The sequence below is a fragment of the Streptomyces rapamycinicus NRRL 5491 genome (assembly GCF_024298965.1).
In the GTDB taxonomy this organism is placed as follows: Bacteria; Actinomycetota; Actinomycetes; order Streptomycetales; family Streptomycetaceae; genus Streptomyces; species Streptomyces rapamycinicus.
The window spans coordinates 9,562,883-9,587,600 of record NZ_CP085193.1; the positions used below are offsets into that span (position 1 = coordinate 9,562,883).

Sequence of the window (24,718 nt, forward strand, 5' to 3'; positions counted from 1 at the left end):
AATGACTGAGATGACAGAGCACGAGAAGCTCCTCAGCTACCTGAAGAAGGTCACGGCCGACTCCTACGAGACCAAGGAACGCCTGCGGAAGATCGAGGCACGCGAACAGGAACCGGTGGCGATCGTCGGTATGGGGTGCCGGTTCCCGGGTGGGGTCGAGGACCCGGAGGGTTTCTGGCAGCTGGTTGCTACGGGGACCGATGCGATGTCGGGCTTCCCGGTGAACCGCGGTTGGGAGACGCCCGACCTGTCCGAGTCCGGTGACGAGGGCGCTGCCTACACCCCGGTGGGCGGGTTCCTGGAGGGTGCCGGTGATTTCGATGCGGAGTTCTTCGGGATCAGTCCGCGTGAGGCGTTGGGGATGGATCCCCAGCAGCGGTTGCTTTTGGAGACGTGTTGGGAGGCGCTGGAGGACGCGGGCATTGCCCCGGGTTCGCTGAAGGGCACTGATACCGGGGTTTATGCGGGAATCATCGCGTTGGGGTACCGGGTCGGTGAGCGGGACGGTGCCGGTGGTTTCGGGATGACCGGGACGACGGCGAGTGTGGCGTCGGGCCGGGTGGCGTACTCGCTGGGGTTGCAGGGTCCGGCCGTCTCGATCGACACTGCCTGCTCGTCGTCTCTGACGGCGATTCACCTGGCCGCGCAGGCGCTCCGCTCCGGTGAGTGCGGGATGGCGCTGGCCGGTGGTGTGACGGTGATGGCCTCGCCTGGGACGTTCACGGAGTTCGCGCGGCAGCGGGGGTTGGCTGCCGATGGGCGGTGCAAGCCGTTCGCTGAGGCCGCTGATGGCACCGGGTGGGGCGAGGGCGTCGGTGTCCTGGTGCTGGAGCGGCTGTCCGATGCGCGTGAGCGTGGGCACCGGGTGCTCGCGGTGATCTCCGGTAGTGCGGTGAACCAGGATGGTGCGAGTAATGGTTTGTCGGCGCCGAATGGTCCGTCGCAGCAGCGGGTGATTCGGGCGGCGTTGGCGAGTGCGGGGTTGCAGCCGGCTGACGTTGATGTGGTGGAGGCGCACGGTACGGGTACGGCGTTGGGTGATCCGATTGAGGCGCAGGCGCTGTTGGCAACGTACGGTCAGGGTCGGCCGGAGGGTCGGCCGTTGCTGTTGGGGTCGGTGAAGTCGAACATCGGTCACACGCAGGCGGCTGCGGGTGTCGCGGGCGTCATCAAGATGGTGCAGGCCATGCGGAACGGTGTGCTGCCGCAGACGCTGCATGTGGATGCTCCGTCCTCTCATGTGGACTGGTCGGCCGGAGCGGTGGAGTTGCTGACCGAGTCGCGTGAGTGGCCGGCGGGTACTGGTCCGCGGCGTGCTGGTGTCTCGGGCTTCGGGATCAGCGGCACCAACGTTCATCTGATCCTGGAACAGCCCGTGCAGGATGAGTCTGCCCAGGACGTGTCTGCGGTGGACGCCCCTGTTCTGGATGGGTTGGTGTCTGCGGGTCCGGTGGTGTGGGTGTTGTCGGCGCGTTCTGATGTGGCGTTGGCCGGGCAGGCGGGTCGGTTGGCGGAGTTCGTGGCCGGGCGTCCGGAGGTCGCGGCGAAGGATGTGGCGTTCTCGTTGGCCGCGACCCGGACGACGGGGTTTGCGCATCGCTTGGTGGTGGTGGGTGGGGGTCGTGATCGGCTTTTGGAGGGTTTGAGGGCGGTGGCTGCTGCTGGTGTGGGTGGGGTGGTGCCGGGTGTGGTGTCTGGTGTTGCTGGTGGTGGTGGGGTTGCGGTGGTGTTTTCGGGTCAGGGTTCGCAGCGTGTGGGGATGGGTCTTGGGTTGTATGAGGTGTTTCCGGTGTTTGCTGAGGCGTTTGATGAGGTGTGTGGGGAGTTCGAGGGGTTGTTGCCGGGGTCTTTGCGTGAGGTGATCGCGGCTGGTGGTGCGGGGTTGGATCGGACGGTGTTTGCGCAGGCGGGGTTGTTCGCGGTGCAGGTGGGCTTGTTCCGGTTGTGGTCGTCGTGGGGTGTGGTGCCGCAGTGTGTGGCGGGTCATTCGATCGGTGAGGTGACGGCTGCGTATGTGGCGGGGGTGTGGGATCTGGCGGATGCGTGTGCGGTGGTGGCGGCGCGGGGTCGTCTGATGCAGGCGTTGCCGGCGGGTGGGGCGATGGCGGTGTTGGATGCGTCGTGGGCGCAGGCGGATGGGTTGGTTGCCGGGCGGTCGGGTGTGGCGGTTGCGGCGGTCAACGGTGTGCGTCAGACGGTGATTTCGGGTGTTGAGTCCGTGGTGGAGGAGTTGGCCGGGGTGTGGTGTGAGGGTGGTGGGAGGGCGCGTCGGCTGCGGGTGAGTCATGCGTTCCATTCGCCGTTGATGGATCCGATGTTGGAGGAGTTCGGGGCGGTTTTGGAGGGGGTGGTCTGTCGTGAGCCGCAGATTGCCATGGTGTTGGGGACGCCGGGTGCGGATGTGACGGATCCGGCGTATTGGGTGTCGCATGTGCGGGAGACGGTCCGCCACCACGATGTGGTGCAGGCGATACGGGCTCAGGGTGTCGAGGTCTTCGCCGAACTGGGCCCGGACGGTGCGCTGTCGGCGATGGACGACGATGGCAGCGCGATATGGATTCCGGCGCTGCGCGAGGGCCAGGACGAACCCGAGACCGCACTACGCGCGCTCGCCGGTCTCTACACATCTGGTGTCGAGGTCGACTGGGCCGCGGTAACGGCTGCCGGCGCCAGCAAGGTCGCGCTGCCGACGTATCCGTTCCAGCACCAGCACTACTGGCCCAAGACGATGGCTGGTCGGGGAGATGTCTCGTCGGCTGGGCAGCAGCAGAGCGGGCATCCGTTGTTGGCCGCTGCGGTGTGGCTGGCCGAAGGTGACGGGCTCGTGCTGACAGGTCGCCTGTCGCTCGCGGCGATGCCATGGCTGGCCGACCACACGGTGCATGGCACCGTTTTGCTGCCCGGCACGGCGTTCGTGGACCTGGCGATCCACGCCGGAGATCTGGCCGGTTGCGGCACGTTGGAGGAGTTGACACTCCAGGAGCCGTTGCTTCTGCCTAGCTCCGGTGGAGTGCAGTTGCAGGTCCACGTCGGCGACAGCGACAGTGGTCGGCGAACGGTCACCGTCTCCTCTCGTGAGGGCGAGGGCGAGTGGGTCCGGCACGCGGTCGGTGTGCTGGCCACAGCCGATCGGGAGACGGCCCCGGCGCTGCTGGATGTTTGGCCGCCGGCCGGTGCGGAGTCGGTTCCGGTCGATGACGCCTATGAGAGGTTCGCCCAGCGGGGCTATGGGTATGGTCCGGCGTTCCAGGGTCTGCGTCAGGTCTGGCAGGTCGGGGACACCGTCTACACCGAGGTCGAGCTGCCCCAGGCCGCGGAAGCTGATGTGGCCGGGTTCGGCTTGCATCCCGCTCTCCTTGATGCCGCCCTGCACGGTCTGCTGGTCGCCAGTGATGGTGGTACTGGGACGGGGTTGCCGTTCGCCTGGTCGGGAGTGCGGCTGCTGGCCGACGGTGCCCGACACCTGCGGGTCGTCCTGGCGCGCGGCGCGGGCGGCGTCTCGGTGACGGCGTTCGACGGTGCTGGTCAGCCCGTCTTGCAGGCACAATCGCTGGCGATGCGTGAGGCCTTGGCCGGTCAGCTCAGCGGCTCGGACCGGCAAGTTCGGCAGTCGCTGTTCACCGTCGACTGGGTTCCGCTGCCGGCGCCTCAGGTCGCTGACGCCGAAGTGCGGTGGGTGCGGCACGGCGGGTCCGACGTGGCGCCGGTGGTGGTGGCGGTGGTTCCGGCTGCCGAGCCCGGGGTGTCGGCGCCGCGGGCGGCTCAGCTGGCTGCCGCGAGGGTGTTGGGTTGGGTGCAGGAGTGGCTGGCCGATCCCGGGACCGATGGTTCGCGGTTGGTGGTCTGGATCCAGGGTGCGGCTGCCGGGCAGGATCTGGCGGGCGCTGCGGTGGCGGGTCTGGTTCGTTCTGCGCAGTCCGAGCACCCGGGCCGGCTGCTGCTGGTCGACGTCGACCTGTCAGCCGACTTGGACCCTGGTCGCGACGCTGATGTGGACGCTGTCCTGGCCGTGGCACTGGACGCCGACGAGCCCGAGGTCCGCATCTCTCCGGCTGCTGACGGCGGGGGCATGGTTGCCTTTGGTCGGCGCTTGGCCCGCGCCAGTGAGCTGGCACTGCCCCGTGGTTCGGGTTGGCGGGTCGAGGTCGCCCAGCCTGGTGACCTGGGCAGCGCCGCTGTCGTCGACGCCCCCGACGCGGGCGTGGCCCTGTCGGCGGGTCAGGTGCGGGTAGGCCTGCGTGCGGCGGGTGTGAACTTCCGCGACGTGGTCGCCGGGCTCGGAATGGTCGCGGACAACCGAGGCCTCGGCGGCGAAGGTGCCGGGGTCGTCCTGGAGATCGGTCCCGGGGTGGACGGTCTGACCGTCGGTCAGTCGGTGATGGGTCTGGTTCCGGGTTGGGGTCCGGTCGGGGTTGTGGACAGCCGGTTGGTGGCTGCCATCCCGCGGGGTTGGTCGTTCCAGCAGGCCGCGGCGGTGCCGGTCGGGTTCCTCACCGCGTTCTACGCGTTGCGGGACCTGGCCCGGGTCCGCCCGGGTCAGCGGGTCCTCATCCACGCCGGGACCGGTGGGGTCGGTACGGCTGCGGTGCAGTTGGCCAAGGCGTGGGGTTTGGAGGTTTTCGCGACCGCGAGCCCGGCCAAGCAGCAAGCGTTGCGGGCCATCGGTGTGGAGGAGAGCCACATCGCTTCCACCCGTGACCTGGCCTTCTGCGACCAGTTCCTGGCCGTGACCGGTGGCGGGGGCATGGACGTGGTCCTCAATGCCCTCGCCGGGGAGTTCACGGACGCCTCCCTGCGGCTGCTGCCGCGCGGTGGCCGGTTCGTGGAGATGGGCAAGACCGACATCCGCAACCCCGAGCAAGTGGCCCAGACCTGCCCCGGTGTGGTGTATCAGGCGTTCGACCTGATGGATGCGGGCGAGCCACGGGTCGCGGAGATGCTGTCCGAGCTCGGTGGCTTGTTCGACGCTGGGACGCTGACTCCGCCGCCTGTGACGTGTTTCGAGCTGTCGCAGGCGGTGGCGGCGCTGCGCCATCTCCAGGCCGCCCGGCACGTGGGCAAGGTCGTGTTGAACGTCCCCGCTGAGTGGGACCCGCAGGGCACGGTGCTGGTCACGGGTGGCACCGGGACGCTGGGCGGGGAACTGGCCCGGCACCTGGTGGACGTGCGTGGCATGCGGCACCTGGTGCTGTTGTCGCGGCGGGGTCCGGCGGCGCCGGGAGTGGCTCGCCTGGTCGCCGAGTTGGCTGAGCTTGGTGCGGAGGTTCGGGTGCAGGCGGCCGACGCCGCCGACCGTGACGCCTTGGCCCCGGTGCTGACCAGGATCTCGACGGATCGGCCGTTGACCGCCGTGATTCATGCCGCCGGTGTGATCGACGACGCGACCGTGGAGTCGCTGACGCCCGAGCGCATGGCGCCGGTGCTGGCCGCCAAGGCGGATGCGGCGTGGAACCTGCATGAGCTGACCGAAGACGCGGGCCTGGCCGGCTTCGTCCTCTACTCCTCGGCCGCAGCGGGCATGGGCAGCCCGGGCCAAGGCAGTTACGCCGCCGCCAACGCGTTCCTGGACGCACTCGCCACCTACCGTCGAGACCGGCACCTGGCCGGCCAGTCGCTGGCCTGGGGCCTGTGGGCCCAGGCGTCGGGGATGACCGGGCACCTGGAGGGTGCGGGTCTGTCGCGCCTGCGCCGTGGCGGCATCCAAGCGCTGACTACCGAGCAGGGCCTGGCGCTGTTCGAGGCCGCTGCCGCGCTGGGTGCGGCCTTGGCCGTCCCGGCCCGGCTGGACCTGACGGGTCTGTCTCGTGGCGGCCGCCCGGTGCCCGCACTGCTGCGCGGCTTGGCCGTCGGCGCGCTGGCCCGCCCGACCGCAGCCGTTGCCGTGGCTGCCGGTGGCCTGGCGGCGCGTCTGGTCGCGCTCGGCCCCGTCGAGCGTGAGCAGGAGGTTCTGGAGATCGTCCGGGCGGCTGCGGCCGTTGTCCTGGGTCACAGTCGACCTGGGGACATCGATCCTCAGCGGGCGTTCCGTGAGATGGGTATCGACTCGCTGACCGGTCTGGAGCTGCGCAACCGACTGTCGGCCGAGACGGGCCTGAGCCTGCCCGCCACCTTGGTCTTCGACCAGCCGACACCGTTGGAGGTTGCCCGGTTCCTCGTGGCAGAGGTGTGCGGGGCTGAGCAGGCTGTCGGTGCGGCGGTTGTGCCGGTGGTCCGTGTCGGTACGGATGAGCCGGTGGCGATCGTGGGCATGGGGTGCCGGTTCCCGGGCGGGGTGGAGAACCCGGAGGGCTTCTGGCGGTTGATTGCTTCGGGGACCGATGCGATGTCGGGCTTCCCGGTGAACCGCGGTTGGGAGACGCCCGACCTGTCCGAGTCCGGTGACGAGGGCGCTGCCTACACTCCGATGGGCGGGTTCCTGGACGGCGCTGGTGAGTTCGATGCGGAGTTCTTCGGGATCAGTCCGCGTGAGGCGTTGGGGATGGATCCGCAGCAGCGGTTGCTGTTGGAGACGTGCTGGGAGGCGCTGGAAGACGCGGGGATCGAGCCGGGTTCGCTGCGTGGCTCCGACACGGGTGTCTACGCCGGCATCATCGCGTTGGGGTACCGGGTCGGTGAGCGGGACGGTGCCGGTGGTTTCGGGATGACCGGGACGACGGCGAGTGTGGCGTCGGGACGCGTGGCGTACTCGCTGGGGTTGCAGGGTCCCGCCGTCTCGATCGACACTGCCTGCTCATCGTCGCTGACGGCCATCCACCTGGCCGCGCAGGCGCTCCGCTCCGGTGAGTGCGGGATCGCGCTGGCCGGTGGCGTCACCGTCATGCCCACCCCAGGAACGTTCACGGAGTTCGCGCGGCAGCGAGGACTCGCTGCCGATGGGCGGTGCAAGCCGTTCTCGGACGCCGCTGACGGCACCGGGTGGGGCGAAGGTGTCGGGATGGTGGTGCTGGAGCGGTTGTCCGTTGCCCGTGAGCGTGGGCACCGGGTGTTGGCGGTGGTTGCGGGTAGTGCGGTGAACCAGGATGGTGCGAGTAATGGTTTGTCGGCGCCGAATGGTCCGTCGCAGCAGCGGGTGATTCGGGCGGCGTTGGCGAGTGCGGGGTTGCAGCCGGGCGATGTCGATGTGGTGGAGGCGCACGGTACGGGTACGGCGTTGGGTGACCCGATTGAGGCGCAGGCGCTGTTGGCAACGTACGGTCAGGGTCGGCCGGAGGGTCGGCCGTTGCTGTTGGGGTCGGTGAAGTCGAACATCGGTCACACGCAGGCGGCGGCGGGTGTCGCGGGCGTCATCAAGATGGTGCAGGCCATGCGGAACGGCGTGCTGCCCCAGACGCTCCATGTGGATGCTCCGTCCTCTCATGTGGACTGGTCGGCCGGAGCGGTGGAGTTGCTGACCGAGTCGCGTGAGTGGCCGGCGGGTACTGGTCCGCGGCGGGCTGGTGTCTCGGGCTTCGGGATCAGCGGCACCAACGTCCACGTCATTCTTGAGCAGCCTGCCCAGGACGTCCCTGCGCTGGACGGTTCTGGCGACGGCGGAGAGGCCCTGGAGGCCACTGCCCAGGACGTGTCTGCGGTGGACGCCCCTGTTCTGGATGGGTTGGTGTCTGCGGGTTCGGTGGTGTGGGTGTTGTCGGCGCGTTCTGATGTGGCGTTGGCCGGGCAGGCGGGTCGGTTGGCGGAGTTCGTTGTGGCTCGTCCGGAGGTGTCGGTTCGGGATGTGGCGTTCTCGTTGGCCGCGACCCGGACGACGGGGTTTGCGCATCGCTTGGTGGTGGTGGGTGGGGGTCGTGATCGGCTTTTGGAGGGTTTGAGGGCGGTGGCTGCTGCTGGTGTGGGTGGGGTGGTGCCGGGTGTGGTGTCTGGTGTTGCTGGTGGTGGTGGGGTTGCGGTGGTGTTTTCGGGTCAGGGTTCGCAGCGTGTGGGGATGGGTCTTGGGTTGTATGAGGTGTTTCCGGTGTTTGCTGAGGCGTTTGATGAGGTGTGTGGGGAGTTCGAGGGGTTGTTGCCGGGGTCTTTGCGTGAGGTGATCGCGGCTGGTGGTGCGGGGTTGGATCGGACGGTGTTTGCGCAGGCGGGGTTGTTCGCGGTGCAGGTGGGCTTGTTCCGGTTGTGGTCGTCGTGGGGTGTGGTGCCGCAGTGTGTGGCGGGTCATTCGATCGGTGAGGTGACGGCTGCGTATGTGGCGGGGGTGTGGGATCTGGCGGATGCGTGTGCGGTGGTGGCGGCGCGGGGTCGTCTGATGCAGGCGTTGCCGGCGGGTGGGGCGATGGCGGTGTTGGATGCGTCGTGGGCGCAGGCGGATGGGTTGGTTGCCGGGCGGTCGGGTGTGGCGGTTGCGGCGGTCAACGGTGTGCGTCAGACGGTGATTTCGGGTGTTGAGTCCGTGGTGGAGGAGTTGGCCGGGGTGTGGTGTGAGGGTGGTGGGAGGGCGCGTCGGCTGCGGGTGAGTCATGCGTTCCATTCGCCGTTGATGGATCCGATGTTGGAGGAGTTCGGGGCGGTTTTGGAGGGGGTGGTCTGTCGTGAGCCGCAGATTGCCATGGTGTTGGGGACGCCGGGTGCGGATGTGACGGATCCGGCGTATTGGGTGTCGCATGTGCGGGAGACGGTCCGCCACCACGATGTGGTGCAGGCGATACGGGCTCAGGGTGTCGGGGTCTTCGCCGAACTGGGCCCGGACGGTGCGCTGTCGGCGATGGACGACGATGGCAGCGCGATATGGATTCCGGCGCTGCGCGAGGGCCAGGACGAACCCGAGACCGCACTACGCGCGCTCGCCGGTCTCTACACATCTGGTGTCGAGGTCGACTGGGCCGCGGTAACGGCTGCCGGCGCCAGCAAGGTCGCGCTGCCGACGTATCCGTTCCAGCACCAGCACTACTGGCCCAAGGCCTTCACCACTCGTGGGGATGTTTCGTCGGCTGGGCAGCAGCAGAGCGGGCATCCGTTGTTGGCCGCTGCGGTGTGGCTGGCCGAGGGCGACGGGCTCGTGCTGACAGGTCGCCTGTCGCTCGCGGCGATGCCGTGGCTCGGCGACCACACGGTGCATGGCACCGTTTTGCTGCCCGGCACGGCGTTCGTGGACCTGGCGATCCACGCCGGGGACCTGGCCGGTTGCGGGACGCTGGAGGAACTGACGCTCCAGGAACCGCTGATCCTTCCCGGCTCCGGTGGTGTCCAGCTCCAGGTCCACGTCGGCGACAGCGACAGTGGCCGGCGAACGGTCACCGTCTCCTCCCGTGAAGGCGAGGGCGAGTGGGTCCGGAACGCGGTCGGTGTGCTGGCCACAGCCGATCGGGAGACGGCCCCCACTCCGCTGGATGTTTGGCCGCCGACGGGTGCGGAGCCTGTTCAGACGGACGGCGCCTATGAGAGGTTCGCTCAGCGGGGCTATGGGTATGGTCCGGCGTTCCAGGGTCTGCGTCAGGTCTGGCAGGTCGGGGACACCGTGTACGCCGAGGTGGAGCTGCCCCAGGCCGCGGAAGCCGATGTGGCCGGGTTCGGCTTGCATCCCGCTCTCCTTGATGCCGCCCTGCACGGTCTGCTGGTCGCCAGTGATGGTGGTACTGGGACGGGGTTGCCGTTCGCCTGGTCGGGAGTGCGGCTGCTGGCCGGCGGTGCCCGCCACCTGCGCGTGGTCCTGGCCGCCGCACAGGGTGGTGTCTCGGTGACGGCGTTCGACGGTGTTGGTGAACCGGTTTTGCAGGTGCGGTCGTTGGCGCTGAGGGAGGCCTCGGCCGGTCAGCTCGCCGGGCCTGGCCGGCAGGTGCGGCAGTCGCTGTTCACCGTGGACTGGGTCCCGCTTCCGCAGGTCCCGGCCGCCCCGGTGCAATGGGTTCGGCATGGTGAGTCGGTCGGCTCCGTGCCGGTGGTGGTGGCGGTGGTTCCGGCTGCCGAGCCCGGGGTGTCGGCGCCGCGGGCGGCTCAGCTGGCTGCCGCGAGGGTGTTGGGTTGGGTGCAGCAGTGGCTGGCCGATCCCGGGACGGACGATTCGCGGTTGGTGGTCTGGATCCAGGGTGCGGCTGCCGGGCAGGATCTGGCGGGCGCTGCGGTGGCGGGTCTGGTTCGTTCTGCGCAGTCCGAGCACCCGGGCCGGCTGCTGCTGGTCGACGTCGACCTGTCAGCCGATTTGGACCCTGGTCGCGACGCTGATGTGGACGCTGTCCTGGCCGTGGCACTGGACGCCGACGAGCCCGAGGTCCGCATCTCTCCGGCTGCTGACGGCGGGGGCATGGTTGCCTTTGGTCGGCGCTTGGCCCGCGCCAGTGAGCTGGCACTGCCCTGTGGTTCGGGTTGGCGGGTCGAGGTGGCCCAGCCTGGTGACCTGGGCAGCGCCGCTGTCGTCGACGCCCCCGACGCGGGCGTGGTCCTGTCGGCGGGTCAGGTGCGGGTAGGCCTGCGTGCGGTGGGCGTGAACTTCCGCGACGTGGTCGCCGGGCTCGGAATGGTCGCGGACAACCGAGGCCTCGGCGGCGAAGGTGCCGGGATCGTCCTGGAGACCGGCCCCGGCGTAACCGGTCTTACGGTGGGCCAGTCGGTGATGGGTCTGGTGCCCGGCTGGGGTCCGGTCGGGATCGTGGACAGTCGGCTGCTTGCCCCGATTCCGCGGGGTTGGTCGTTCCAGCAGGCCGCGGCGGTGCCGGTCGGGTTCCTCACCGCGTTCTACGCGTTGCGGGATCTGGCCCAGGCCCAGCCCGGTCAGCGGGTCCTCATCCATGCCGGTACCGGTGGTGTGGGTACGGCTGCGGTGCAGCTCGCCCAGGCCTGGGGCTTGGAGGTTTTCGCGACCGCGAGTCCGGCCAAGCAGCAAGCGCTGCGGGCCATCGGTGTGGCGGAAACCCACATCGCCTCCACCCGCGACCTGGCCTTCTGTGAGCGGTTCCTGGGTGTCACGGGTGGCGAGGGCATGGACGTGGTCGTCAACGCCCTCGCCGGGGAGTTCACGGACGCCTCCCTGCGGCTGCTGCCGCGCGGCGGTCAGTTTGTCGAGATGGGCAAGACCGACATCCGCGATGCGGCGCAGGTCGCCGAGTCCCACCCCGGCGTCGTCTACCAGGCGTTCGACACGATGGACGCCGGTGCGCCGCGAGTCGCGGAGATGTTGGCCGAACTCGGGGCAATGTTCGACGCGGGCACCCTGGTCCCGTCGCCGGTGACGTGTTTCGAGCTGTCCCAGGCGGTGGCGGCGCTGCGCCACCTCCAGGCCGCCCGCCACATCGGCAAGGTCGTGGTGAACGTCCCGGCCCAGTGGGACCCGCAGGGCACCGTCCTGATCACGGGTGGCACCGGAACGCTGGGCGGGGAACTGGCCCGGCACCTGGTGAACGTCCGCGGGATGAAACACCTGCTGCTGATGTCCCGGCGGGGCCCGGCGGCCCCGGGGGCGGCTCGTCTGGTGGCGGAGCTGGCGCAGTCGGGTGCGGAGGTGCGCGTGCAGGCGGGCGATGCCGCCGACCGGGACGCCCTCGCCTCCGTCCTGGCCAGGATCGCGGGTGAGCGTCCGCTGACGGCGGTGGTGCATGCCGCCGGTGTGATCGACGACGCGACCGTGGAGTCGCTGACGCCCGAGCGCATGGCGCCGGTGCTGGCCGCCAAGGCCGATGCGGCGTGGAACCTGCACGAGCTGACCGAAGACACGGGCCTGGCCGGCTTCGTCCTCTACTCCTCGGCCGCGGCCGTCATGGGCAGCCCGGGCCAAGGCAGTTACGCCGCCGCCAACGCGTTCCTGGACGCACTCGCCACCTACCGCCGGGAACAGCACCTCGCCGGCCAGTCGCTGGCGTGGGGGCTGTGGGCCCAGGCCAGCGAGATCACCGGGCAGTTGGCCGGCGCCGACCTCTCCCGTCTGCGCCGTGGCGGCGTCCAGCCGCTGTCGACCGAGCAGGGCCTGGCGCTGTTCGAGGCCGCCACCGCGCTGGGTGCGCCGTTGGCCGTCCCGGCCCGACTGGACCTGAACGCCCTGTCACGCCCGGGACGACCGCTGCTTCCGCTGCTGCGGAGGCTGGCAGTCGGCACGTCCGTCCGCCCGACCGCGGCTGTGGCTGGGGGCGCGGGTGGCCTGGCGGCGCGGTTGGCAGCGCTTTCGCCCGCCGATCGTGAGCAGGAGGTCCTGCAGATCGTCCGGGCCGCTGCCGCCGTTGTCCTGGGGCACAGTCGCCCTGGGGACATCGATCCTCAGCGGGCGTTCCGTGAGATGGGCATCGACTCTCTGACCGGGCTGGAGCTGCGCAACCGGCTGGCGGCCGAGACGGGCCTGAGCCTGCCCGCCACCTTGGTCTTCGACTACCCCGTCCCGCTGGAACTCGCCCGGCACCTGGTGGCAGAGGTGTGCGGGACTGCCGAGGCCGCCGGAACCCCGTCCGCGCCGGCAGTCCGCTCCGGTACGGATGAGCCGGTGGCGATCGTGGGCATGGGGTGCCGGTTCCCGGGCGGGGCGGAGGATCCGGAGGGCTTCTGGCAGATGGTCGTCGGAGGCTCCGACGCGATGTCGGGCTTCCCGGCGGACCGCGGCTGGGACGTGGACGGGCTGTCCGACCCGGATCCCGGTGACGCGGGCGCCGCCTTCGCCCCGATGGGTGGGTTCCTTGACGGCGCTGGCGATTTCGATGCGGAGTTCTTCGGGATCAGTCCGCGCGAGGCGTTGGGGATGGATCCGCAGCAGCGGTTGCTGTTGGAGACGTGTTGGGAAGCGCTGGAGGACGCGGGCATCACCCCGGGTTCGCTGCGTGGCTCCGACACGGGTGTCTACGCCGGCATCATCGCCTCCGGATACCGGGCCGGTGAGCAGGACGGCGCTGGTGGTTTCGGCCTGACCGGGACGACGGCGAGTGTGGCGTCGGGCCGGGTGGCGTACTCGCTGGGGTTGCAGGGTCCGGCCGTCTCGATCGACACGGCGTGTTCCTCGTCGCTGACGGCAATTCACCTTGCGGCGCAGGCGCTGCGGTCCGGTGAGTGCGGGCTCGCGCTGGCCGGTGGCGTCACGGTCATGGCCACCCCGGGCGCGTTCACGGAGTTCGCGCGGCAGCGAGGACTGGCCGGCGACGGCCGTTGCAAGCCGTTCGCGGAGGCTGCTGATGGCACCGGGTGGGGCGAAGGCGTCGGGATGGTCGTCCTGGAGCGGCTGTCGGACGCGCGTGAGCGTGGGCACCGTGTTTTGGCGGTGGTTGCGGGTAGTGCGGTCAACCAGGATGGTGCGAGTAATGGTTTGTCGGCGCCGAATGGTCCGTCGCAGCAGCGGGTGATTCGGGCGGCGTTGGCGAGCGCGGGGTTGCAGTCGGCTGACGTTGATGTGGTGGAGGCGCACGGTACCGGTACCGCACTGGGTGACCCGATTGAAGCGCAGGCGCTGCTGGCGACCTATGGGCAGGGTCGGCCGGAGGGTCGGCCGTTGCTGTTGGGTTCGGTGAAGTCGAACATCGGTCACACGCAGGCGGCTGCTGGTGTCGCGGGCGTGATCAAGATGGTGCAGGCGATGCGGCACGGAATGCTGCCGCAGACCTTGCACGTGGATGCCCCGTCCTCGCATGTGGACTGGTCGGCTGGAGCGGTGGAGCTGCTGACCGAGCCGCGGGAGTGGCCGGCGGGTTCCGGTCCGCGGCGTGCGGGTGTGTCGGCCTTCGGGATCAGCGGCACCAACGTTCACCTGATCCTGGAACAGCCCGCGCAGGATGCGTCTGTTCAGGACGCGTCTGCGCTGGACGCCCCCGTTCTGGATGGGTTGGTATCTGCGGGTTCGGTGGCGTGGGTGGTGTCGGCGCGGTCGGGTGCGGCGTTGGCCGGGCAGGCGGGTCGGCTGGCGGAGTTCGTGGCGGCGCGCCCGGAGGTAGCGGCCAAGGATGTGGCGTTCTCGTTGGCCGCAACCCGGACCACGGGCTTCTCGCACCGCCTGGCGGTGATCGGCGATGAGCGCGACCAACTGGTGGCGGGTATGGCTGCCGTTGCAACGGGCCAGGAGGCTCCGGGTGTGGTGACTGGGAGTGTTGGTTCGGCGTCGGTGTCGCGGCCGGTGTTTGTGTTTGCGGGTCAGGGTGCGCAGTGGGTCGGGATGGGTCTGCAACTGTGGGATGAGGAGCCGGTGTTCGCGGCGGTGATGGAGCGCTGTGAGCGGGCGTTGGCGCCGTTTGTGGATTGGCAGTTGCGTGATGTGCTCGCGGATGCGGAATTGTTGGCGCGGGTGGATGTGGTTCAGGCGGCGTCGTGGGCGGTAGCGGTCAGCTTGGCTGAGCTCTGGCGGGCGTATGGCGTGGAGCCTGCGGCGGTGGCGGGTCACAGTCAGGGTGAGATCGCGGCGGCGTGCGTCGCCGGCGGGTTGTCTTTGGAGGATGGCGCGCGGGTTGTGGCGTTGCGCAGCCGGGCGTTGGCGGGGCTTGCGGGCACGGGCGGGATGGTGTCGGTGCCCGCTGGGTTGGATGAGGTGGGGGAGTGGATCTCCCGCTGGGGTGAGGACTTGTCGGTCGCGGCCGTCAACGGTCCCCGCCAGGTCGTAGTGGCCGGTGCCGCGAGCGCGTGCGCGGAGTTCGTGGACGCCTACGCGGATCGCGGTGCGCGCCGCATTGCGGTGGACTACGCCTCGCACACCGCGCACGTCGAAGCCGTCAAGGAGCGTCTTGCCGAGGACCTGGCCGCAGTGGTTGCCGGCAGCAGTGCGGTGCCGTTCTACTCCACGCTTGAGGCGTGTGTGCTGGACACCGCCGAGTTGGACGGCGGGTACTGGTTCCGGAACCTGCGTGAGCCGGTGCGGTTCGGTGAGGTCGTTGCCGGGCTGGCGGCGGAGGGTCACCGGGTGTTTGTGGAGGTGAGCCCGCATCCGGTGTTGGGTTTGGCGATCGCGCAGGCCGGTGAGGACCTGGTCGCGGCGGGCACGTTGCAGCGCGGCGATGGCGGCCGGAGCCGCTGGCTGACCGCGCTGGCCGGAGCTTACGCCGCCGGTGTCGAGGTGGACTGGGCCGTGGTGGCCGGCGAGGGCGCGCAGACGGTTGCTCTGCCGACGTATCCGTTCCAGCGGGAGCGTTACTGGCCCAAGGCCGTCGCCACTCGCGGGGACGCCTCGTCGATCGGACTGCAGCGCTCCGGTTATCCGTTGCTGGGTGCTGCGGTGTGGCTGGCCGAGGGCGACGGGCTGGTGTTGACGGGGCGTCTGTCGCTGGCCGCGATGCCGTGGCTGGCCGACCACGCGGTCCACGGCACGGTGTTGCTGCCCGGTACGGCGTTCGTGGACCTGGCGGTCCACGCCGGAGACCTTGCTGGTTGCGGGACGCTGGAGGAACTGACGCTCCAGGAACCGCTGACCCTGCCGGGCCAGGGCGGCGTCCAGCTCCAGGTCCACGTCGGCGACAGCGACGACGACAGTGGTCGGCGAACCGTCACCGTCTCCTCCCGCGAGGGCGAGGGCGAATGGGTCCGACACGCGGTCGGCGTGCTCACCCCGGCCGGCAGTGAGCCCGCCCCGGCCCCGCTGGGTGCGTGGCCGCCCGCCGGTGCGGAGCCGGTTCCGGTCGACGACGCCTACGAGAAGCTCGCCCAACGTGGCTACGGCTACGGGCCGGCGTTCCAGGGTCTGCGTCAGGTCTGGCGCGCCGGGGACACCGTGTACGCCGAGGTGGAGCTGCCCCAGGCCGCGGAAGCTGATGCGGCCGGGTTCGGCTTGCATCCCGCACTCCTTGATGCCGCGCTGCACGGTCTGCTGGCCGCGAGTGACGGCAGCGGTGGGACGGGGTTGCCGTTCGCGTGGTCGGGGGTGCGGCTGCTGGCCGACGGTGCCCGCCACCTGCGGGTCGTCCTGGCCCCCGGGGCAGGCGGGATCTCGGTGACGGCGTTCGACGGTGCCGGTCAGCCGGTGCTGCGGGCGCGGTCATTGGCGCTGCGTGAGATTCCGGCTGGTCAGCTCACCAGCTCCGGTCGGCAGGCGCGGCAGTCGCTGTTCACCGTCGACTGGGTCCCGCTGACTGCGCAGGCTTCGGCCCTCGGGGTGCACTGGGTGCGGCACGGCCAGCCGGTCGGCTCCGCGCCGGTGGTTGTCGCGGCCGTGCCGGCTGCCCCGTTCGGGATGTCGGCGCCGCAGGCGGCCCAGTCGGCCGCTGCGACGGTGCTGGGTTGGGTGCAGGAGTGGCTGGCCGATCCCGAGACCGACAACGCGCGCTTGGTGATCTGGACCCAGGGCGCGGCCGCCGGACAGGACCTGGCCGGCGCGGCGGTGGCAGGCTTGGTCCGCTCGGCCCAGCCCGAGCACCCCGGCCGCTTCCTGCTGGTCGATGTCGACTCGTCAGCCGGGCTCTACCCCAGCTACGACGCCGACGTGGAGACCGTTCTGGCTGCTGTGCTGGATGCCGACGAACCGGAGGTCTGGGTCCGTCCCGCTGCCGACGGCGGCGGCGTGGTGGCGTTCGGCCGCCGACTGGCCCGGGCTGGGACAGAGGAGCCCGACACCGCGCCGGCCGAGTGGGACCGGCAGGGCACGGTGCTGATCACCGGCGGAACAGGGGCGCTGGGTGGGGAGTTGGCGCGGCACCTGGTGGATGCCCGTGGCATGCGGCACCTGGCGCTGATGTCCCGGCGCGGCCCGGCCGCGCCGGGAGTGGCTCGCCTGGTCGCCGAGTTGGCGGCCTCGGGGGCGAGTGTTCGCGTGCAGGCGGGCGATGCCGCTGCCCGCGACGCCCTCGCCTCCGTCCTGGCCAGGATCGCGGGTGAGCGTCCGCTGACGGCGGTGGTGCATGCCGCCGGTGTGATCGACGACGCGACCGTGGAGTCGCTGACGCCTGAGCGCATGGCGCCGGTGCTGGCCGCCAAGGCGGATGCGGCGTGGAACCTGCATGAGCTGACCGAAGACGCGGGCCTGGCGGGCTTCGTGCTGTACTCCTCGGCCGCGGCTGTCATGGGCAGCCCGGGGCAGGGGAGTTACGCCGCCGCGAACGGATTCCTGGACGCGCTCGCCGACTACCGGCACGGCCGGCAGCTGGCCGGTCAGTCGCTGGCGTGGGGGTTGTGGGCCCAGTCCTCGGAGATGACCGGGCACCTCAACGGCACTGGTTTGTCCCGCCTGCGCCGTGGTGGCGTCCAGCCGATGACGACCGAGATGGGCCTGGCACTGTTCGACGCCGCTACCGCGTTGGGTGCACCCTTGGCCGTTCCGGTTCTGCTGGACTTGACGACGCTGTCCCGCCCCGGAAGGCCGCTGCCGCCGCTGCTGCGCGGCCTGGTCGCCGGTGCCCCCGCCCGCCCGACCGCGGCCGGGTCCGCGACTGCGGCTCCGGACGCGGGCGGCCTGGCGGCCCGGTTGGCAGAGTTCTCGCCCGCCGATCGCGAGCAGGAAGTCCTGCAGATCGTCCGGGCGGCTGCGGCGGCTGTCCTGGGCCATGCCGGCCCCGGTGACATCGATCCCCAGCGGGCCTTCCGCGAGCTGGGCCTCGACTCCCTGACCGCGCTGGAGCTGCGCAACCGACTGGTCGCGGAGACGGGCCTGAGCCTGCCCGCCACCCTGGTCTTCGACTACCCCGTCCCGCTGGAACTCGCCCGGCACCTGGTGACAGAGGCGTGCGGAACGGCCGAGCCCCTCGGCGAGAGCGCCGTGCCGGCGGTCCGTGTCGGCACGGACGAGCCGGTGGCGATCGTCGGAATCGGCTGCCGGTTCCCGGGTGGAGCCGAGGGGCCGGAGGGCTTCTGGCGGTTGGTCGCCGGTGGCTCCGACGCGATGGCAGGCTTCCCGTCGAACCGCGGCTGGGACCTGGCAGGCCTGCCGGACCTTGAGCCGGGCGATGACGAGGGTGCGCGTTACGCCCCGGTGGGTGGCTTCCTGGACGGCGCTGGTGAGTTCGATGCGGAGTTCTTCGGGATCAGTCCGCGTGAGGCGTTGGGGATGGATCCGCAGCAGCGGTTGCTGTTGGAGACGTGTTGGGAGGCGCTGGAGGACGCGGGCATCACCCCGGGTTCGCTGCGCGGCACCGACACGGGTGTCTACGCCGGCATCATCACATCCGGCTACCGAGCCGGGGGACAGTACGGCGCCGGCGGCTACGGGATGACCGGGACGACGGCGAGTGTGGCGTCGGGACGCGTCGCGTACTCACTGGGGTTGCAGGGTCCGGCCGTCTCGATCGACACGGCGTGTTCCTCGTCGCTGACGGCGATTCACCTTGCGGCGCAGGCGTTGCGGTCCGGTGAGTGCGGAATCGCGCTGGCCGGTGGCGTCACGGTCATGGCCACCCCGGGCGCGTACCTGGAGTTCGCGCGGCAGCGAGGACTTGCTGCCGATGGGCGGTGCAAGCCGTTCTCGGACGCCGCTGATGGCACCGGGTGGGGCGAAGGCGTCGGGATGGTCGTCCTGGAGCGGCTGTCGGACGCGCGTGAGCGTGGGCACCGGGTGTTGGCGGTGGTTGCGGGTAGTGCGATCAACCAGGATGGCGCGAGCAATGGTTTGTCGGCGCCGAATGGTCCGTCGCAGCAGCGGGTGATCCGGGCGGCGTTGGCGAGCGCGGGGTTGCAGTCGGCTGACGTTGATGTGGTGGAGGCGCACGGTACCGGTACGGCGTTGGGTGACCCGATTGAGGCGCAGGCGTTGCTGGCGACTTATGGGCAGGGTCGGCCGGAGGGTCGGCCGTTGCTGTTGGGGTCGGTGAAGTCGAACATCGGTCACACGCAGGCGGCTGCTGGTGTGGCGGGTGTGATCAAGATGGTGCAGGCGATGCGGCACGGGATGCTGCCGCAGACCTTGCATGTGGATGCTCCGTCGTCGCATGTGGACTGGTCGGCTGGAGCGGTGGAGCTGCTGACCGAGTCGCGGGAGTGGCCGGCGGGTTCCGGTCCGCGGCGTGCGGGTGTGTCGGCCTTCGGGATCAGCGGCACCAACGTTCACCTGATCCTGGAACAGCCCGCGCAGGATGCGTCTGTTCAGGACGCGTCTGCGCTGGACGCCCCCGTTCTGGATGGGTTGGTGTCTGCGGGTTCGGTGGCGTGGGTGGTGTCGGCGCGGTCGGGTGCGGCGTTGGCCGGGCAGGCGGGTCGGCTGGCGGAGTTCGTGGCGGCGCGCCCGGAGGTAGCGGCCAAGGATGTGGCGTTCTCGTTGGCCGCAACCCGGACCACGGGCTTCTCGCACCGCCTGGCGGTGATCGGCGATGAGCGCGACCAACTGGTGGCGGGTATGGCTGCCGTTGCAACGGGCCAGGAGGCTCCGGGTGTGGTGACTGGGAGTGTTGGTTCGGCGTCGGTGTCGCGGCCGGTGTTTGTGTTTGCGGGTCAGGGTGCGCAGTGGGTCGGGATGGGTCTGCAACTGTGGGATGAGGAGTTGGTGTTCGCGGCGGTGATGGAGCGCTGCGCGGCGGCCTTGGAGCCGTTCGTCGACTGGCAACTGCGTGATGTGTTGGGCGATGCGGAGTTGTTGGCGCGGGTGGATGTGGTTCAGCCTGCGTCGTGGGCGGTAGCGGTCAGCTTGGCCGGGTTGTGGCGCGCGTATGGCGTGGAGCCTGCGGCGGTGGCGGGTCACAGTCAGGGTGAGATCGCGGCGGCGTGTGTCGCCGGCGGGTTGTCTTTGGAGGATGGCGCGCGGGTTGTGGCGTTGCGCAGCCGGGCGTTGGCGGGTCTGGCGGGTACGGGCGGGATGGTGTCGGTGCCCGCTGGTCTGGATGAGGTGGGGGAGTGGATCTCCCGCTGGGGCGTGGACTTGTCGGTCGCGGCGGTGAACGGCCCCCGGCAGGTGGTGGTGGCCGGTGCCGCGAGCGCGTGCGCGGAGTTCGTGGACGCCTACGCGGATCGCGGTGCGCGGCGGATCGCGGTGGACTACGCCTCGCACACCGCGCACGTCGAAGCCGTCCAGGACCGTTTGGCCGAGGACCTGGCGGGGGTGTCTCCGGTTTCTGGTTCGGTGCCGTTCTACTCCACGCTTGAGGCGCGTGTGCTGGACACCGCCGAGTTGGACGGCGGGTACTGGTTCCGGAATCTGCGTGAGCCGGTGCGGTTCGGTGAGGTCATTGCCGGGCTGGCGGCGGAGGGTCACCGGGTGTTTGTGGAGGTGAGCCCGCATCCGGTGTTGGGTTTGGCGATCGTGCAGGCGGGTGAGGACCTGGTCGCGGCGGGCACGTTGCAGCGCGGCGATGGCGGCCGGAGCCGCTGGTTGGCCGCGCTGGCCGGTGCCTACGCCGCCGGTGTCGAGGTGGACTGGGCCGCGGTGGCCGGCGAGGGCGCGCAGACGGTTGCTCTGCCGACGTATCCGTTCCAGCGGGAGCGTTACTGGCCCAAGGCGATGGCCGGTCGTGGGGATGTTTCGTCGGCTGGGCAGCAGCAGAGCGGGCATCCGTTGTTGGCCGCTGCGGTGTGGCTGGCCGAGGGCGACGGGCTCGTGCTGACGGGTCGCCTGTCGCTGGCCGCGATGCCGTGGCTGGCCGACCACACCGTCCACGGCACGGTGTTGCTGCCCGGCACGGCGTTCGTGGACCTGGCGATCCACGCCGGGGACCTTGCTGGTTGCGGCACGATGGAAGAACTGACGCTCCAGGAACCGCTGATCCTTCCCGGCTCCGGTGGCGTGCAGCTTCAGGTCCAGGTCGGCGACAGCGACGACGACAGTGGTCGGCGAACCGTCACCGTCTCCTCCCGCGAGGGCGAGGGCGAATGGGTCCGGCACGCGGTCGGTGTGCTGGCCGCAGCCGATGGTGAGCCTGCCCCGGCGCCGCTGGGTGCCTGGCCTCCTGCCGGTGCGGAGTCGGTTCCGGTCGATGACGCTTATGAGAAGTTCGCCCAGCGCGGCTACGGCTACGGTCCGGCGTTCCAGGGCCTGCGTCAGGTGTGGCGTGCCGGGGACACCGTCTACGCCGACGTCGAGCTGCCCCAGGCCGCGGAGGCCGATGCTGCCGGGTTCGGTCTGCATCCGGCTCTGCTCGACGCCGCGCTGCACGGTCTCCTGACCGTCGGCAACAGCACCAGCAATGGCAGTGGCGGGACGGGGTTGCCGTTCGCGTGGTCGGGGGTGCGGCTGCTGGCCGACGGTGCCCGCCACCTGCGGGTCGTCCTGGCCCCCACACAGGGTGGTGTCTCGGTCACCGCGTTCGACGGTGCCGGTCAGCCGGTGCTGCAGGCGCGGTCGTTGGCGCTGCGTGAGATTCCGGCTGGTCAGTCCGCCGGGCCGGGCCGGCAGGTGCGGCAGTCGCTGTTCACCGTCGACTGGGTCCCGCTGTCGGCACCTCAGGTCGCTGACGCCGAAGTGCGGTGGGTGCGGCACGGCGGGGCAGAGCTGGCGCCGGTTGTTGTTGCCGCGGTTCCGGCTGCCGAGCCCGGGGCGTCGGCGCCGCAGGCGGCTCAGCTGGCTGCCGCGAGGGTCTTGGGTTGGGTGCAGCAGTGGCTGGCCGATCCCGAGACCGACGATTCGCGGTTGGTGGTCTGGACCCAGGGCGCGGCCGCCGGACAGGACCTGGCGGGAGCTGCGGTGGCGGGCTTGGTCCGTTCGGCGCAGTCCGAGCACCCGGGTCGGCTGCTGCTGGTCGACGTCGACCCGTCAGCCGGCCTGGACCCGGACCGTGACGCCGACGTGGACACCGTCCTGGCCGTGTCGCTGGATGCCGACGAGCCCGAGGTCCGCGTGCGTCTCGCTGCTGACGGCGGGGGAGTCGCGGCGTTCGGTCGGCGGTTGGTCCGGACCGGTGCGTCCGGGGAGTTGATGCTTCCCACTGGTTCGGGTTGGCGGGTCGAGGTTGCCCAGCCTGGTGACCTGGGCAGCGCCGCTGTCGTCGATGCTCCCGAGGCGGATGCGGCGCTTCTGGCGGGTCAGGTGCGGGTGGGGCTGCGTGCGGCGGGTGTGAACTTCCGCGACGTGGTCGCCGGTCTGGGGATGGTCTCCGACGGCCGGATCCTTGGCGGGGAAGGGGCCGGGATCGTCCTGGAGACCGGCCCCGGGGTAAACGATCTGACGGTGGGTCAGCCGGTGATGGGTCTGCTGCCGGGTTGGGGTCCGGTCGGGGTTGTGGACAGCCGGTTGGTGGCTGCCATCCCGCAGGGTTGGTCGTTCCAGCAGGCTGCGGCAGTCCCGGTCGGGTACCTCACCGCGTTCTACGCGTTGCGGGACCTGGCCCAGTCCCAGCCCGGTCAGCGGGTGCTCATCCACGCTGGCACAGGCGGCGTGGGCACGGCCGCGGTGCAGCTGGCCAAGGAATGGGGGCTTGAGGTTTTCGCGACCGCGAGCCCGGCCAAGCAGCACGCGCTGCGAGCCATGGGTGTGGCGGACACTCACATCGCCTCCACTCGCGATCTCACCTTCTGCGAGCGGTTCCTGGCCGTCACGGGTGGCGAGGGCATGGACGTGGTGGTCAACGCGCTGGCCGGGGAGTTCACGGACGCTTCACTGCGGTTGCTGCCGCGCGGCGGCCGGTTCGTCGAGATGGGCAAGACCGACATCCGCAACCCCGAGCAGGTCGCCGAGTCCCACCCCGGGGTCGTCTACCGGGCGTTCGACCTGATGGACGCCGGTGTACCGCGGGTCGCGGAGATGCTGTCCGAACTCGGCGGCATGTTCGAGGCTGGGACACTGACTCCGCCGCCTGTGACGTGCTTCGAGCTGTCGCAGGCGGTGGCGGCGCTTCGGCACCTCCAGGCCGCCCGGCACATCGGCAAGGTCGTGGTGAACGTCCCGGCCCAGTGGGACCCGCAGGGCACCGTCCTGGTCACGGGTGGCACCGGAACGCTGGGCGGGGAACTGGCCCGGCACCTGGTCGACGTCCGTGGCATGCGGCACCTGCTGCTGATGTCCCGGCGCGGCCCGGTCGCGCCGGGAGTCGCGCACCTGGCAGCCGAGTTGGCCGCCTCGGGTGCGAGTGTGCAGGTCCAGGCTGGCGATGCCGCCGACCGCGACGCCCTCGCCTCTGTCTTGGCCAAGAACGCGGTCGACCGTCCGCTGACGGCGGTGGTCCATGCCGCCGGTGTGATTGACGACGCCACCGTGGAGTCGTTGACGCCCGAGCGGATGGCGAAGGTGCTGGCCGCCAAGGCGGATGCGGCGTGGAACCTGCACGAGCTGACCGAAGACGCGGGCCTGGCCGGCTTCGTGCTCTACTCCTCGGCCGCGGCCGTCATGGGCAGTGCGGGCCAAGGCAGTTATGCCGCCGCGAACGCGTTCCTGGACGCGCTCGCCGCCTACCGTCGCGACCGGCACCTGGCCGGTCAGTCGCTGGCCTGGGGCCTGTGGGCCCAGGCGTCGGGGATGACCGGGCATCTGGAGGGTGCGGGTCTGTCGCGCCTGCGTCGCGGTGGTGTTCAACCGCTGTCGACGGAGCAGGGGCTGGCGCTGTTCGAGGCCGCCGCCGTGTTGGGTTCGCCCTTGGCGGTCCCGGCCCGACTGGAAGTGACGGGGCTGTCCCGTGGCGGAAGGCCGGTGCCCGCGCTGCTGCGGGGTCTGGCCGCTGGTGGTGTCACCGAGCGCCCGACGGCGGCCGTGGCCGCAGATGCGGGTGGCCTGGCGGCCCGGTTGGCCGCGCTTCCGCCCGCCGATCGCGAGCAGGAGGTCCTGCAGACCGTCCGGGCCGCTGCGGCCGTGGTCCTGGGCCATGCCCGACCCGGGGACATCGATCCCCAGCGGGCCTTCCGCGAGCTGGGCCTCGACTCCCTGACGGCGCTGGAGCTCCGCAACCGGCTCTCGGCCGAGACCGGCCTGAGCCTGCCCGCCACCCTGGTCTTCGACCACCCCGTCCCCCTGGAACTCGCCCGGCACCTGCACGACCAGCTGGTACCGCGCGAAGCCGGCGCCATTGAGACTGCCCTGGCAGATCTGGACGGTCTGCGCGCTGTGTTGTCGGCTGTGACCCTCGATGACGTCGATCGCCAGCGGATCACCGAACAGTTGTATGCCCTCATGGCGGACTGGCGAGCGCAGGGATCAGAGGCGAACGACGAGGTCGACCTGGACTCGGCCACGAACGAGGATCTTTATCAGATCATCGAGCGCGGGTTCGGTAAGTAGCTGAATCGTCCGCCGCCAAACGAGGAGTAACGGAACACATGTCCGAGGAAGACGAGCTTCCGGATTATCTGCGAGGGCGTTTGATCTAGGCGTATTGCCCTTTACGCCCTAGCCTCGATCGTTCGTGAGTCCTGGTCGGTGTGCTGACGGGGACTCTGTGTTGAGGGCCCGGCTGTCGTGTTGGGTGGGCGCCGGGTTCCACTGCCCGGTGGGGTGGTGCGGCTTGTTGGGATGGTCGAAAGTGGCTGGTCAGCCGGGGTTCGGCAGGGCGTGGAGCCGGTCGGCTGCCCGGGTGATGATGTGGGTCCATGGGCATCGGTCGGGCATGCGGAGTCGGTGGCGGCGGCCGGTGGTGACGAGCCGGGCGGCGGCGGAGAACAGCCGCAGGCGGAGCTTCTTGGGTTTCCAGCGGCGGGTCTCGCCGGTCAGAGCAAGCATCGGCATCCAGGCGGGGAGGTCGAGTGCGATCTGGACGAGCCGGGTCTCTGCGCAGGTGAAGACACTTGGGCGAATGTCGAGGAGAACCGAAGATCCGTGATCAGGCTCCCAACCTGCGTGAATGATTCATCGGCACCCGCAGTGTCGTGGCTCTCTGAGCTCCGAATTACGCGGAACGCAGGTAGGCCGCACCCTCGTTTTCCGGTTTCGAGAAGGGTTCTGACCGTCGTGCCACCGAAGTCGCCGAAGCCTCCCGTGACTCCCGGCTCACGGCAGATTCCCTGATCGCCGCCCACCACCCCTGTAATCAACTCCCTCTGTTTCATTGACATTTCACTCAGAAGTCGTACG

1 protein-coding gene and 1 pseudogene are annotated in these 24,718 nt (G+C 70.3%); one reads left to right on the forward strand and one right to left on the reverse strand.

Annotation, left to right across the window (positions count from 1 at the left end):
* Positions 1-10 precede the first annotated feature (10 nt).
* Complete coding sequence (locus tag LIV37_RS51870) at positions 11-23,929, forward strand: SDR family NAD(P)-dependent oxidoreductase (protein ID WP_420834391.1); 23,919 nt, start codon at positions 11-13, stop codon at positions 23,927-23,929.
* Positions 23,930-24,178: 249 nt separating this feature from the next.
* Here the strand turns inward: LIV37_RS51870 and LIV37_RS40175 are convergent.
* Positions 24,179-24,409 (reverse strand): annotated as a pseudogene (locus tag LIV37_RS40175) (transposase); the annotation flags it as partial.
* Positions 24,410-24,718 lie beyond the last annotated feature (309 nt).

Coding starts and splice junctions, on each gene's coding strand:
- LIV37_RS51870 (WP_420834391.1), top strand. CDS start 11: ATGACAGAGCACGAGAAGCTCCTCAGCTACCTGAAGAAGGTCACGGCC.